The 13,553-nt window shown below is 62.4% G+C and carries 10 protein-coding genes; 2 read left to right on the top strand and 8 right to left on the bottom strand.

Translation table 11 applies throughout. The annotated features are described in order from the left end of the window. Positions 1–77 precede the first annotated feature (77 nt). The 6 genes from BC363_RS26125 to BC363_RS26100 all read right to left on the bottom strand — a co-directional run bounded on the left by BC363_RS26125 (position 78) and on the right by BC363_RS26100 (position 7,500). Positions 78–1,025 (bottom strand): glutaminase, encoded by a 948-nt coding sequence (locus BC363_RS26125; RefSeq protein WP_065780163.1) that lies wholly within the window; start codon positions 1,023–1,025, stop codon positions 78–80. 155 nt (positions 1,026–1,180) lie between these two features. Next, complete coding sequence (gene rpsD, locus BC363_RS26120; protein ID WP_065780161.1) at positions 1,181–1,798, bottom strand: 30S ribosomal protein S4; 618 nt, start codon at positions 1,796–1,798, stop codon at positions 1,181–1,183. A 256-nt stretch (positions 1,799–2,054) separates the two neighbouring features. Continuing rightward, positions 2,055–3,569 (bottom strand): ATP-binding protein, encoded by a 1,515-nt coding sequence (locus BC363_RS26115; RefSeq protein WP_065780159.1) that lies wholly within the window; start codon positions 3,567–3,569, stop codon positions 2,055–2,057. 223 nt (positions 3,570–3,792) lie between these two features. After that, positions 3,793–4,590 carry a glutamate racemase gene (gene murI, locus BC363_RS26110; RefSeq protein ID WP_065780156.1) on the bottom strand — a complete coding sequence of 266 codons (798 nt, stop codon included), beginning with the start codon at positions 4,588–4,590 and terminating at the stop codon, positions 3,793–3,795. Next, complete coding sequence (locus BC363_RS26105; RefSeq protein ID WP_065780154.1) at positions 4,577–5,422, bottom strand: RNA methyltransferase; 846 nt, start codon at positions 5,420–5,422, stop codon at positions 4,577–4,579. The genes murI and BC363_RS26105 overlap by 14 nt, the downstream gene beginning before the upstream one ends. Positions 5,423–5,511: 89 nt before the next feature. After that, complete coding sequence (locus BC363_RS26100; protein WP_065780364.1) at positions 5,512–7,500, bottom strand: FUSC family protein; 1,989 nt, start codon at positions 7,498–7,500, stop codon at positions 5,512–5,514. Positions 7,501–7,774: 274 nt separating this feature from the next. On the opposite strand from BC363_RS26100, the gene BC363_RS26095 reads away from it, so the two are divergent. Beyond that, a complete protein-coding gene (locus BC363_RS26095) occupies positions 7,775–8,989 on the top strand; it encodes an NADP-dependent isocitrate dehydrogenase (RefSeq protein ID WP_065780152.1) in 1,215 nt (404 codons plus the stop codon). Between the two features lie 16 nt (positions 8,990–9,005). Beyond that, a complete protein-coding gene (locus BC363_RS26090) occupies positions 9,006–9,590 on the top strand; it encodes a demethoxyubiquinone hydroxylase family protein (protein ID WP_065780150.1) in 585 nt (194 codons plus the stop codon). Here BC363_RS26090 and BC363_RS26085 read toward each other — a convergent pair. Continuing rightward, entirely contained in the window at positions 9,583–10,434 is an 852-nt protein-coding gene (locus tag BC363_RS26085; RefSeq protein ID WP_065780148.1) for an AraC family transcriptional regulator, read from the bottom strand. The two genes, BC363_RS26090 and BC363_RS26085, sit on opposite strands and share 8 nt — an antisense overlap. A 259-nt stretch (positions 10,435–10,693) precedes the next feature. Beyond that, the gene (alaS, locus tag BC363_RS26080; protein WP_065780146.1) at positions 10,694–13,357 is read right to left on the bottom strand and encodes an alanine--tRNA ligase; all 2,664 of its coding nucleotides are present in this window, start codon (positions 13,355–13,357) and stop codon (positions 10,694–10,696) included. Between the last annotated feature and the right edge of the window lie 196 nt (positions 13,358–13,553).

Raw genomic sequence — 13,553 nt, 5'->3', positions numbered from 1 at the left:
GAGCGCTCGGCACGTCACGGCCAGCACTTGCCCCGTTCCCACAGCAAGATCAAGGGAAAACGGCCTTCCAACCGAAATCAGGAGCCAAACACCGACCAGCCGGTGCGCGCGGCCAACATCTCCAGCGCCAGCGATCCCAGCAGCGAATTGCCGTTCTCGTTCAACCCGGGCGACCAGACGGCCACCGAGGCTTTGCCAGGCGCGACGGCAAGAATGCCGCCGCCGACGCCGCTCTTACCGGGCAGGCCGACGCGATAGGCAAAATCGCCCGAGCCGTCATAGTGGCCGCAAGTCAGCATCAGCGCATTGATGCGTCGCGCACGCTGTCGCGACACGACCGAGTGGCCGGTCAGCGGGTTGGTTCCGGCGGCTGCCAGAAACAGGCCGGCCTTGGCGAGCTGGCCACAGGTCATCGCGAGCGCGCAATGGTGGAAATAGACGCCGAGCACGTGCTCGACCGGATGATCGAGCCGCCCGAACGCGCGCATGAAGTTGGCAAGCGCGAAGTTGCGGTATCCCGTCGCCGTCTCGGACCGGGCGACCTCATGATCTATGACGATGGCGTCGTCGTCAGCGAGATAGCGGACGAACTGCACGATTTCGCCGATCAGCTCCCGCGGCGTGTGTCCGGCAAGGATCAGGTCGCTGATGGTGATGGCGCCGGCATTGATGAACGGATTGCGCGGCTTGCCGCCTTCCTGCTCGAGCTGGACGATCGAGTTGAAGGCAGAGCCTGACGGTTCGCGCCCGACGCGATGCCAGATGTTCTCGCCGTGTTTGCCGAGCGCCAGCGTCAGTGTGAATACCTTGGAGACGCTCTGGATGGAGAAAGGCACCTCGGCATCGCCGACCCGGTGCACCTGCCCGTCGGTGGTGACGATCGCCATGCCGAAGTGTTTGGGATCGACGCGCGCGAGCTGCGGGATGTAATCCGCGACCTTGCCCTCGCCGAGCCGTGGCGTCAGTTCGCGGTGAATGTCCTCGATGATCGCCTGCAGGTCCTGCGGCGTCTTCTGCTCCGGCATGCGACTTCCCTTTCACCGCGCAAGTCATCGGCCTGCGCCTGGCTCATAGAGCCGTACTGTCGCGCGGCAGATCAAAAGAGCCAGATATCTGAAGAGACAAAAAAACCGCCCGTCTCCGGGCGGCTTTCGATCGTTCACAAGGCCAGGGCCTCGGATTAACGCGAATAGAATTCGACGACCAGGTGCGGCTCCATGACGACGGCGTAAGGAACGTCGGAGAGAACCGGAACGCGGACGTAGGTCGCAACCATCTTGTTGTGGTCGACTTCGATGTAGTCAGGAACGTCGCGCTCAGCGAGCTGAACCGATTCAAGAACGGTCACGAGCTGCTTGGACTTTTCCTTGACTTCGATGACGTCGCCCGGCTTGCAACGGTAGGAACCGATGTTGACGCGAACGCCGTTAACCTTGACGTGGCCATGGTTGACGAACTGACGTGCAGCGAAAACGGTCGGAACGAACTTTGCGCGGTAGACGATCGCGTCGAGGCGCGATTCGAGCAGGCCGATCAGGTTCTCCGGGGTGTCGCCCTTGCGGCGGTCAGCTTCGGCGAAGATCGCACGGAACTGCTTTTCGCGGATGTCGCCGTAGTAGCCCTTGAGCTTCTGCTTGGCGCGCAGCTGCACACCGAAGTCCGAAAGCTTGGACTTGCGACGCTGGCCGTGCTGGCCCGGGCCGTATTCGCGGCGGTTAACCGGCGACTTCGGACGGCCCCAGATGTTTTCGCCCATACGGCGGTCAATTTTGTACTTGGACGATTCGCGCTTGCTCATCGCATTTCCTTTCAGTCGGTTACACCGGTTTGTTGCCAAACCGGATCAAGGAAACACGCCCTCCTCTGAACCCATTTTTAGAGTTCTGACAGGATTCTCACGATCACGCTGCCGGAGAAACCACGGGACATGTCAAATGAAACACCGGACATTTCTGCCCGGCGTTGGGCGGGTGTTTACTGAGAGAATGACGGAATGTCAACGGAATATGACAGGAAATGCAGGGATTTGCCCGCATATCGTTCCGGCATATCAGCTACTCCGCTGCGGCGCGACCCGTATCGGTAATGTCGGGGCCGTTGGCGTCGCCCGGCGCAGTCTCGTGGCCGAGGTCAGGGAATGCGACTATACGCTTGCCGGAGAAGTCAGCATGGACGACGACGAGCCCATTCTCCTCGAAATAGCCGAGCAGACGTCTGGCGCGACGCGCGGAATGCGTACCATAGGCGCGCGCGATCATCGCGTCCGACGGACAGGCAAGGCCACGCACCGCCGCCTGTGCCATCATCAGGAACACGCCCTGCAAATCCTCGGTGACGCGATCGGCAAGCCTGAGCGCCGACGCCCAGGCGTCTGTCGCCGCAGTCTCGGCATCGACGCCGGAGCGGGCGATTGCCATCTTGCGACGGAACGCGTTCAGGGAGAGTGCCGCGCCCGGCACACGGCGAATGCGGCAGCGCACGAGAAAATCCTGGAACAGCTCGGCATCCGGCCGGAACGCGGCGTCTGGATTGGCGAGGATCTCGGCAAACAGGCTGTCGAGCAGTGCGCCGCGCTCTTCCGCCGACATTTCCGGTTGGGCCGGCTTGGCTTCCACAGGAGCCATCGGCTCCGGACGCGGTCGCGACAGTTCGGCGAGAATATCGGTCGCCGGGCGCGGCGGTGGCGCGGCACGGCGCGTGATCGGCCGTGTCAGCTCGTCGGCGTCGGGAGTGAAGATCAGATCTTCCACATCCTGCGGCGCTTCCGGCAGCGGCATCAGCTTCGGGCTCGTCGAGCGCGCCGAGGTCTCGACGGCGCCGATCGTCACTTTCAGCGGACGGCGCGACAGTGCCGGGCCAAGGGCAACGAAGGAACCGCGCTTCAGATCGCGGAACATTTCGGCTGTGCGACGGTCCATGCCGAGCAGGTCGGCGGCGCGCAGCATGTCGATATCGAGGAAGGTGCGGCCCATCAGGAAGTTGGATGCTTCCGCCGCAACGTTCTTGGCAAGCTTTGCCAGGCGCTGGGTGGCGATCACGCCCGCAAGCCCACGCTTTCGCCCGCGGCACATGAGATTGGTCATGGCGCCGAGCGAGATCTTGCGGACCTCTTCGGTGACGTCACCGGCGACAGACGGCGCAAACATCTGCGCCTCGTCGACCACCACGAGCACGGGATACCAGTATTCCCGATCTGCATCGAACATGGCGTTGAGGAACACGCCGGCGCTACGCATCTGCTGTTCGATGTCGAGGCCTTCGAGCGACAGCACGCAGGAAACCCGATGCTGGCGAATGCGCGTCGCAATACCGATCAGCTCGGCGTCGGTGCGTTCGCCCTCGACGACCACATGGCCGAACTTGTCGGCAAGCGTGACGAAATCGCCCTCGGGGTCGATGATGCATTGCTGCACCCACGGCGCAGATTGCTCGAGCAGCCTTCTCAGAAGGTGCGACTTGCCGGAGCCGGAATTGCCCTGCACCAGCAGACGGGTCGCCAGAAGCTCCTCGATATCGAGAGAGGCCGAAGTCCCTTCGGACGTCGCTCCCATGTCGATGCCGACTTTCATCCGTACCTCATCCTGCCTTTAGAGCGCTTCTGGTTCAGACAGAGTCGCAGAAGCGCTCTATCTCTTTAGTTTTTACGCATTTCCTGACGGAAAACCGCGTCGCACTTTTCCTGGACATGCTTTAGCTGATTTCGGGCGAGCGCCCGCAAGCCCCGAGGTCTAGCACCCTTCCCCGAAGTTTTCCCGGTACAAAGCGAGAAACCCACAGATAAGAAGTGCTCGTTTACCGCACTGTCAGGCCAAAGCCCTGCATCAGCCGGCGCGTCGAAAAATCCGGTTTTCCCGAGGTGAAGATCGCCGGGTCCTCACCGTTCAACGGTTCGAACCCGTTGGGCAGCGGCACCAGCGAACGGGCACGCCGGGCAATCGCTTCGGCCGGATCCAGCCAGTCCACCGGCCACGGCGCCAGTTTCCGGAAAAGATTGGCCATGAAGGGATAATGCGTGCAGGCGAGAACGACGATGTCGGTCTTGCGGCCATCCATCTCGATGAAGCAAGGCGCGATCTCGGCCAACACCTCCGCATCGTCCAGCTTCTCGCCGCGAATATAGGCCTCGGCCATCTTGGCGAGGTTTTCCGAGCCGACGAGGCGGACATGGCATTGGCTGGCAAAGGACTGGATGAGGTCGCGCGTATAGGCGCGCTTGACCGTGCCCGGCGTTGCCAGAACGGAAACCAGTCCCGAGCGCGTGCGCTCGGCTGCCGGCTTGATCGCAGGCACGGTGCCAACGAAGGTCATCTCCGGAAAGGCGGCGCGCAGGTCGGCACCAACCAGGGTGAATGCGGTATTGCACGCAATCACGCAGATTTCCGGATCGTGCTCGGCCAGCAGCCGGCCAAAGAGCGCGATGATATGTGCGCGCAGCGCCCCTTCCTCCCAGCCGCCATAGGGGAAGCCGGCATCGTCGGCGATATAGATGAAATGCCGCTCCGGCATCAGCACCCTCGCCTCACGCAGAACCGTGAGCCCGCCGATGCCGCTGTCAAAGACGAGGATGGGTTTCAGGTCAGTCGCTGTCACCGCTGTCCGATACTTTCCTGTTGTGCTCGGCCCTGCTGTGATCAGCGGGAGCGCCGGAACCCCGGGGATGTTCGCGCGAAAACCGATCCAGCGACGAGATCACGCCGCGCAGCACCCGGATTTCCGTTTCGGTAAAGGCTGGTCTGGTCAGAACGGTGCGCAGATTTTCGACCAATTTCGGCTTTTTGTCGGCGGAGCGGAAATAGTTGCGCGCTTCCAGCGCATCTTCGAGATGATCGAACAGGCCCTGCAGATCGTCCTTCTTCGCAGGACGCTGCTCCAGCGCCTGGAAAGACGTCTCGTCCTCGCTCTCCATGCCGGTCTTCATCCACTCATAGGACATGAGCAGGACGGCCTGGGCGAGGTTCAGCGAGGCAAAGGCGGGATTGACCGGGAAGGTCACGATCTCGTCGGCAAGCGCGACTTCCTCGTTCGTCAGGCCCGTGCGCTCACGGCCGAAGATGATGCCGGTCGCCTCGCCGGTGCGGAAGCGCTGTCGGAGCGTGCGCGCTGCAACGATCGGTGAGCGCACCGGCTTGTAGCCATAGCGGTCGCGCGCCGTCGTCGCATAGACGAAGTTGAGATCGGCAATGGCCTCTTCCAGCGAGCCGTAGAGCTTGGCGCCTTCGATGACATGGTCGGCACGGCTGGCGGCAGATTGCGCCTTTTCGTTCGGCCAGCCGTCGCGCGGGTTGACAAGGCGCAGTTCAGACAGGCCGAAATTGGCCATGGCGCGGGCGACCATGCCGATATTCTCGCCGAGCTGCGGATAGGCGAGAATGATCGCCGGTCCTTCGGTCAGGAGTTCTCGTTCGCTGTTGGTGCCTGCCATGTCTTTCGCCTTCGCCTTCTGTTCGGCGCTTCCCTCGCACAAAAGCCCGGAAAATTAAAGTCCGGCCGACATGCCGACGGCAGTCGGCATCACGGTTTTGCCGGATGCAGACGATTGAGGGAGATGCCGATCATCTCCAGCCCCAGTTCCGCATCGTCCTTCGATATCAGCAGATGTCGATCGACGGACCCGGCGACGCGGCCGACGTCGTAGAAATAGCCGGCCCCCTTCTCCGCGATCGAGCGAACCAGCGCCAGATTGTCGTCGATGTCGCCATGAAAGGTCGGGCCGCTCACGTCGGCCTCATCGACGACGCGGCGGGCAAAGACGCGCCCCCAATAGGTGCAGCCCATGAAAATCGCCAGCGTCTGCCTCACATGGCCGGGGCGCGTGACGAGCTGCCAGGAAACGCCAAGTGGCTTGGCCGCCGCGGCAAGATCACGGTAGGCGCGGTCGAGGGCTTGTGACCGCATGATCAGCGCCATGCCCGAGCCGCCGTCCTTCGCCGCTTGCAGAAGCCCCGTCAGCTCGCCGCACCAGGCCTTGATCGCCAGATCGAGCGAGGTTCGCGTGCGGGTCGGGAAAACCACGAAGGCAACCGCGGCACCGGCGATGGAGCCGATCAGGGTTTCCTCCAGGCGCAGCTGAAGCAGGTGTGGGGTCAGCACACCCATGAGGCTGTAAAGTAGCGAGAGCACGATAGAGACGAAGAAGGTCATCGCCGCATAGGAAACCGCAAGGAAATAGAAGCCGAGAAAAACACAGAGCGCACTCAGTGGCAGCACCAGGTAGATGTTCCCGGCGACCAGCGTGCCGACGACGATGCCAACCACGATGCCGAACAGCGTGCCGGCCGAGCGCTGCAGCGCCTTGACCGCCGTATCGCCGCGTGAGCGGGTGTTGGTGAAGACCAGAAAGGCTGCCAGTACCGCCCAGAACCAGCGGTCGCGCGACAGCATCAGCCCGAAGACCATGGCGATGCCTGAGGCAAGCGTGATCTGGATGGCCGCCTTGAGCGCCGGATTGGACACGGTCAGCTTTGGACGTGCGGACGGCTGGCCAATCGCTGGTCCGACCGGGTCATCGAGATCGTGTGCGTCGAGTTTTTCGAGGCTCTGGGCAAGGCGCTGCCGAACATTGCGCAGCCATGAGAGTGCCTTGACGGTCTCGACAAGCCTCTCATTCGTGCGGTCGATGCGCGCCGACTCCGCTTCGATAAGGGCGGAATTTCGCGCAAGCATTGCTTCGATCAATGAAACCGGCGGCATCGCCTGCAGGCTCAGAACGATCACGCTCTCGGCCGCCAGGTGCAGGTCGAAAAGGTTGATCACCACATCCGACGAGGCAAGGCCGGGTTCGGGTTCCGGGCGTCGCTTTTCGGTCGGAATGAAACTTTCCGCCATCAGCACCGCCTCCTTGAGGCGCTCCTCCCTCCGGTGGAGCCGGGCGCGATCCGTTTCGAGCAGTGCCGGCCTGCGCGCGACATCGGCCAGCTCCTCCAGCATCTCGTCGACGCGCTGCTGGACGCTGGCGGCCGCGCGCATGAGGTCGCGGTAGCGGTTGTCGGGCAGAAGCACGGTACGGACAAGGTGAGCGACCAATGCCGAAACCGCAGCACCGAAAAACAGCGCGGGCAACTGCTCGACCGTCGGACGGAGATAGGCTCCGATGAAATAGGACATGAAGGCGAACATGCCGACGGCAAACCATCTGGCTCCGAACGAGCGGCAGTAGACCGCCAGGAAGATAATCGACAAAAAGACGACATCCGAGACATAGCGGTGGTCCTCCAGCACCGAGGCCAGCGCAACCATCGAGACGCCGACGATGACGGCAATCACGCGGGTCACCAGCTGTTCGCCGTGCGTGCGATCGAGCACGGCAAGGCCGCCTTGGATCGAGAGGGAAACGGCAAGGCCGTAGGCCGCCGGCGGCAGCGGCGCCACGAGAAAGTGGAACGCCACCAGCAGGCAAACCGACGAAACGATCGTCGCGGTGATGCGCGTCGCCTGGCGCAGCCGGGAAAAGGCAGGATCGTTGGCCAGGAGCCAATCGCGCACGCGGGAGCGAATTTCCATCGGATGCCTTTTGCCTGCTGCGGCGACCATCGACCGGCGCCGCTTCACTGCTCCTTCCTGCTTAACGCTGCCCCCGATCTTTTCAAGGCGGCGGCCGGCTTGAACCGATCAAAAACGCGGCCTCGGCCCCTGCCCGCCGGTCGATCGAGTCTCCACCCAAAGTTTCAGCCAAGCATGCTTTGCCTTGCCGTTTCACAATGCTATAGGGCTCTGGATTTTTCTAAAGAGGAAGGGACACCGCTCCCGCTGTCCCGCTAAGCTACGAGGCATATTCATGGCAAAGATCAAGGTCGCAAATCCGGTCGTCGAACTCGACGGCGATGAGATGACCCGCATCATCTGGCAGTTCATCAAGGACAAGCTGATCCATCCCTACCTCGACATCGATCTCGAGTATTATGACCTCGGCATGGAAAACCGCGACGCCACCGACGACCAGGTGACGATCGATGCCGCCAACGCCATCAAGAAGCATGGCGTCGGCGTCAAGTGCGCCACGATCACCCCGGACGAAGCCCGCGTCGAAGAGTTCAAGCTGAAGAAGATGTGGAAGTCGCCGAACGGCACCATCCGCAACATCCTCGGCGGCGTCATCTTCCGCGAGCCGATCATCTGCAAGAACGTTCCGCGCCTGGTTCCGGGCTGGACCAAGCCGATCATCGTCGGCCGTCACGCCTTCGGCGACCAGTACCGCGCCACCGACTTCAAGTTCCCGGGCAAGGGCAAGCTGACGATGAAGTTCGTCGGCGAGGACGGCAAGGAAATCGAATACGACGTCTTCGACGCACCGTCGGCCGGCGTTGCCATGGGCATGTACAACCTCGACGATTCGATCACCGAATTCGCCCGCGCTTCGTTCAACTACGGCATCCAGCGCAAGGTTCCGGTCTACCTCTCGACCAAGAACACCATCCTCAAGGTCTATGACGGCCGCTTCAAGGACATCTTCCAGAAGGTCTTCGAGGAAGAATTCGCCGACAAGTTCAAGGAACTGAAGATCTGGTACGAACACCGCCTGATCGACGACATGGTCGCTTCGGCGCTGAAGTGGTCCGGCGGTTACGTCTGGGCGTGCAAGAACTATGACGGCGACGTCCAGTCCGACATCGTGGCCCAGGGCTTCGGCTCGCTCGGTCTGATGACCTCGGTCCTGATGACGCCGGATGGCAAGACTGTCGAAGCCGAAGCCGCCCACGGCACCGTGACCCGTCACTACCGCCAGCACGAGAAGGGCGAGGAAACCTCGACCAACTCGATCGCTTCGATCTTCGCCTGGACCCGTGGCCTTGCACACCGCGCCAAGCTCGACGGCAATGCCGAGCTCGCCCGATTCTCCGAAACGCTCGAAAAGGTCTGCGTCGACACCGTCGAAGCCGGCTTCATGACCAAGGACCTGGCGCTGCTGATCGGCCCCGATCAGCCGTGGCTCTCGACCACCGGCTTCCTCGACAAGATCGACGAGAACCTGAAGAAGGCAATGGCTGCCTGACCGGCATAAGAGCCCAATGGCCGCGCTTCTTTCTCCGCGCAATGCCCTGACGATCGCTCGGATCGTCAGGGTCAACCACGCCGGCGAATTTGGCGCGATCCGCATTTACTCCGCGCAGATTGCAGTCGCGCGGAGGCTTTATCCGGAATGTGTTCCCATGCTCTCCGAGATGTTGGGAGACGAAATCGAGCACTGCTCGCTTTTTCGGGGCGCCATGCCGGCGCGAAATTCCCGCCCCTGCCGCGTCATGCGGTTTTGGAGTTTGGGCGGCTGGCTCCTCGGTTTTTTGACGGCACTTATCGGCCGACGCGGTATATGGGCATGCACGGCAGCCGTCGAAGCCGCCGTGCATCGCCATCTCGACGACCAACTGCACTTTCTCTCGGGCAAGGACGACGAGCTTCACGCCGTCATCCTGTCGATTCGGGAGGAGGAATTGGCGCACCTGCACCATGCCGAAGGTCAGCTGACCGACGAAGACATGCTCGTGAGGGCCCTTCGTGCCATCATCTCGCTGTGCACCAATATACTGATATGGCTGTCGACCTGGGGCGACTCCGCACGTATGGCCACGGCGTTGCGCCAGGCGAGCGTTACTTGAGGGGCAGGTAAATCTCGCTCAAGAGCTCGGTCGGCGGCACGTCGCGCGGGTTGTTGAGGTATTTCTCGAACATCAGGCTGTCGCGCACCTCGCGGCCCGATTGTGGCAGCCAGGTGCCGTAGAGCCATTGATAGGCCAAGGGCATATCAGCATAAGGCCCCTTGTGGCGCAGCACGGCATAGCGGCCGCCGTCGAGCGTCTGGGGTGTCAGCGGCGCATCGGCAGGCAGGGTCTGCTTGGCCGTGACGCAGGCAAAGGAGCGCAGCTTGTCCGTCGGCACCAATTCCGGATCATCCTGGTAGATGCCGACCATCTCCATGTCGGGGCGAAAAAGATTGCGCGAAAACAGCGTGCCGTAGAGTGTCTCGAATGCCTTGCCAATGCCCATATAGGAACCGGTGTGGGCGACGCCGACGAGATCGAAGCTATCGATCTCCTTGAGGGTGACTTCATACATGTCCGCAATTCCTTCCGATGAAGCGGTTTCGAAGGTTTTGTGGCTGCCCTCCTTCCGATATCGCGCCGGCGGCAGCCCGTAGACTGCCTTGAAGGTGCGGTTGAAGGATTGAACATTGGGGTAGCCAGAGCGCTGCGCGATCGCTTCGACAGGAAGATCGGACTGCACGAGATCGGCGGCGGCCTTCTGCAGCCGAAGCCGCTTGACCGTTGCCGCCAACGTCTCGCCGTGGACGGCCCGGTAGATCCGGTGCCAGTGGTGCGGCGACAGGCAGGCGATTTCTGCGAGCCGATCGAGATCGAGCTCCTCGTTGAGATGGCCGTAGATGTAGTCGCTCACCCTGTGCAGCCGTCTTTCGTAAGCTGCCCAGGTCGCCTGCTCGTCCATGTCGAACCTTTTGCGTTTTGCTCACGGGTCGGTAGACCATAGACGACTTTGACAAATCCTGCGGAGTTTTGCGACTGCCGGACCGAAGGCCAATCGCAGCCACAAAAAAAGGCGCCCGAAACGGACGCCCTTTTCAATTTTACGTTTCTGCGCCTACGGCGCCGCGCGTCAGATATGACGCGCGGCGCCGTAACGCTCTAAACTTGCTGCATGATTTTGTCCTTAAATCGGATCCGATTTAAGGAATTATGCAGTTGCCTTAACCGGACAATGCCACGGCAACGGCCTCGATCGCTTCCGCCGCCCGCTCGCCATCAGGGCCGCCGGCCTGCGCCATGTCAGGGCGGCCGCCGCCACCCTTGCCGCCCAGCGCCGCCGAGGCGATGCGCACGAGATCGACGGCGCTCACCTTGGACGTCAGGTCGTCGGTAACGGCCACGACAGCACTTGCCTTGCCATCGCCGGAAACGCCGACGAAGGCAACCACACCGGATCCGAGGCTCTTCTTGCCGTCGTCGGCCAGGCTCTTCAGATCCTTCGGTTCGACACCGGAAACGACCTTGCCGAGGAAACGCATGCCGGCGATATCGCGCGCGGCATCGCTCGATCCCGCCTGACCGCCGCCACCGAGCGCCAGCTTCTTCTTGGCTTCAGTCAGTTCGCGCTCCAGCTTGCGGCGCTCGTCGAGAAGCGCCTCGACGCGGCCGAGCACGTCGCCCGGCTGAACCTTGAGCGTGTTGGCAAGCGTCTTTACCCGCTCGTCCTGCTCATTGAGGTAGGCGCGGGCTGCCTCGCCCGTCAGCGCTTCGACGCGGCGCACGCCGGCGCCAACGGCACTTTCAGAAACGACGCGGACGAGACCGATGTCGCCGGTCGCCGAAACGTGGGTGCCGCCGCAGAGCTCGACGGAATACGGACGGTTGGCCTTGGAGCCGTGAATGCCCTGGCCCATGGACACGACGCGCACTTCGTCGCCGTACTTTTCGCCGAACAGCGCCATGGCGCCTTCCGCGATCGCATCGTCGACGCTCATCAGGCGGGTGGTAACCGGCGTGTTCTGAACGATCATCTCGTTTGCCATCTCCTCGACGATCTTCAACTCCTCGGTCGTCATCGGCTTCGGATGCGATACGTCGAAGCGCAGGCGCTCGGGTGCCACCAGCGAACCCTTCTGCGCCACATGAGTGCCGAGCACTTCGCGCAGCGCCTCGTGCAGCAGGTGGGTTGCCGAATGGTTGGCCCGAAGGCGCGAGCGGCGGGCGTGGTCGACGTCGAGCTGAGCCGCGTCGCCGGTCTTGATCGTGCCTTCGGCAACGACGCCGAAATGAACGAACAGGCCCTCACCGCGCTTCTGCGTGTCGGTGATCGTCAGCTTGCCGCCGTCCGTGGTGATCGTACCCGTATCGCCCATCTGGCCACCCGATTCGCCGTAGAACGGCGTCTGGTTGAGGACGATCTGGACAGTTTCACCCTTGGTGGCCGACTGAGCGACGGAGCCATCGCGCACGATCGCCTGCACGACGCCTTCGGCGACTTCCGTGTCGTAGCCGAGGAATTCGGTCGCGCCGTGCTTTTCGCGCAGCTCGAACCAGATGGTTTCGGTTGCCGCTTCGCCGGAGCCGGCCCAATTGGCGCGGGCCTCGGCCTTCTGCCGCTCCATGGCGGAGGTGAAGGCGTCGGTGTCGACGGAAATCCCCTTGGCGCGCAGCGCGTCCTGGGTCAGGTCGAGCGGAAAACCGTAGGTGTCGTAGAGCTTGAAGGCGGTCTCGCCGTTGAACTGGTCGCCTTCGGAAAGGTCGGCCGAGGCTTCGGACAGGAGGTTGAGGCCGCGCTCCAGCGTCTTGCGGAAACGGGTTTCCTCGAGCTTCAGCGTTTCCGAGATCAGCGCTTCGGCGCGCATCAGTTCCGGATAGGCGCGCCCCATCTGGCTGACAAGCGCCGGCAGCAGCTTCCACATCAGCGGATCGCGGGCGCCGAGCAGCTGCGCGTGGCGCATGGCGCGGCGCATGATACGGCGCAACACATAACCGCGGCCCTCGTTCGACGGCAGCACGCCATCGGCGATCAGGAAGGCGGACGAACGCAGGTGGTCGGCGATAACGCGGTGGCTGGCGCGCTGGTCGCCTTCGGCCTTGACGCCGGTTGCTTCCTCAGACGCGGCAATCAGCGCCCGGAAGAGATCGATGTCGTAGTTGTCGTGCTGGCCCTGCAGCACGGCTGCCAGGCGTTCAAGGCCCATGCCGGTGTCGATCGACGGACGCGGCAGGTTAACGCGCTCTTCCTTGGTGATCTGCTCGTACTGCATGAAGACGAGGTTCCAGATCTCGATGAAGCGGTCGCCGTCCTCATCGGCAGAACCCGGAGGTCCGCCCCAGATCTTGTCGCCGTGGTCGTAGAAGATTTCCGAGCAAGGACCGCAAGGGCCGGTATCGCCCATGGCCCAGAAATTGTCGCTGGTCGGAATACGGATGATGCGGTCGTCGGTTAGGCCGGCGATCTTCTTCCACAGGCCGAAAGCCTCGTCGTCGGTGTGATAGACCGTGACCAGCAGGCGCTTGGCGTCGAGGCCATATTCCTTGGTGATCAGGTTCCAGGCAAATTCGATGGCATTCTCCTTGAAGTAATCGCCAAAGGAGAAGTTGCCGAGCATCTCGAAGAAGGTGTGGTGGCGCGCGGTGTAGCCGACATTGTCGAGGTCGTTGTGCTTGCCGCCGGCGCGCACGCATTTCTGTGCGGTTACGGCCGTCGAATAGGGACGCTGCTCAAGCCCGGTGAAGACGTTCTTGAACTGCACCATGCCGGCATTGGTGAACATCAGCGTCGGGTCGTTGCGCGGCACCAACGGGCTCGACGACACCACCTCATGACCATTCCTGCGGAAATAGTCGAGAAACGTCGACCGGATTTCATTCACGCCGCTCATCTTGCGTCCTATCTGTGCACCAATTCAGGCCCAAGCCCCGGCATTTGCCGCGCCACTCGCCGTTGTCCTTCAACCCCGCAGCCGTCCCTGACGGCTGCGCCCTCCAACGCCCTCGGTCGCCGGAACCACAGGCTTTTATCGTTCGCGTATCATGCTGTCCAGACGGCAGCAAAAAACCGGCCGCCGACGAGGGCGA

The organism is Ensifer sp. LC384 (assembly GCF_001695865.1).
Taxonomy (GTDB): Bacteria; Pseudomonadota; Alphaproteobacteria; order Rhizobiales; family Rhizobiaceae; genus Ensifer.
Note: the sequence above shows the minus strand (reverse complement) of the source record. Positions and strands in the feature narration are given on the sequence as shown.

Bases quoted from the DNA above. Each gene is read 5' to 3' on its own strand.
- BC363_RS26105 (WP_065780154.1), bottom strand. From the start codon at position 5,422: ATGGCAGGCACCAACAGCGAACGAGAACTCCTGACCGAAGGACCGGCG.
- BC363_RS26125 (WP_065780163.1), bottom strand. From the start codon at position 1,025: ATGCCGGAGCAGAAGACGCCGCAGGACCTGCAGGCGATCATCGAGGAC.
- BC363_RS26090 (WP_065780150.1), top strand. From the start codon at position 9,006: ATGGCCGCGCTTCTTTCTCCGCGCAATGCCCTGACGATCGCTCGGATC.
- rpsD (WP_065780161.1), bottom strand. From the start codon at position 1,798: ATGAGCAAGCGCGAATCGTCCAAGTACAAAATTGACCGCCGTATGGGC.
- BC363_RS26085 (WP_065780148.1), bottom strand. From the start codon at position 10,434: ATGGACGAGCAGGCGACCTGGGCAGCTTACGAAAGACGGCTGCACAGG.
- BC363_RS26100 (WP_065780364.1), bottom strand. From the start codon at position 7,500: ATGGAAATTCGCTCCCGCGTGCGCGATTGGCTCCTGGCCAACGATCCT.
- alaS (WP_065780146.1), bottom strand. From the start codon at position 13,357: ATGAGCGGCGTGAATGAAATCCGGTCGACGTTTCTCGACTATTTCCGC.
- BC363_RS26115 (WP_065780159.1), bottom strand. From the start codon at position 3,569: ATGAAAGTCGGCATCGACATGGGAGCGACGTCCGAAGGGACTTCGGCC.
- BC363_RS26095 (WP_065780152.1), top strand. From the start codon at position 7,775: ATGGCAAAGATCAAGGTCGCAAATCCGGTCGTCGAACTCGACGGCGAT.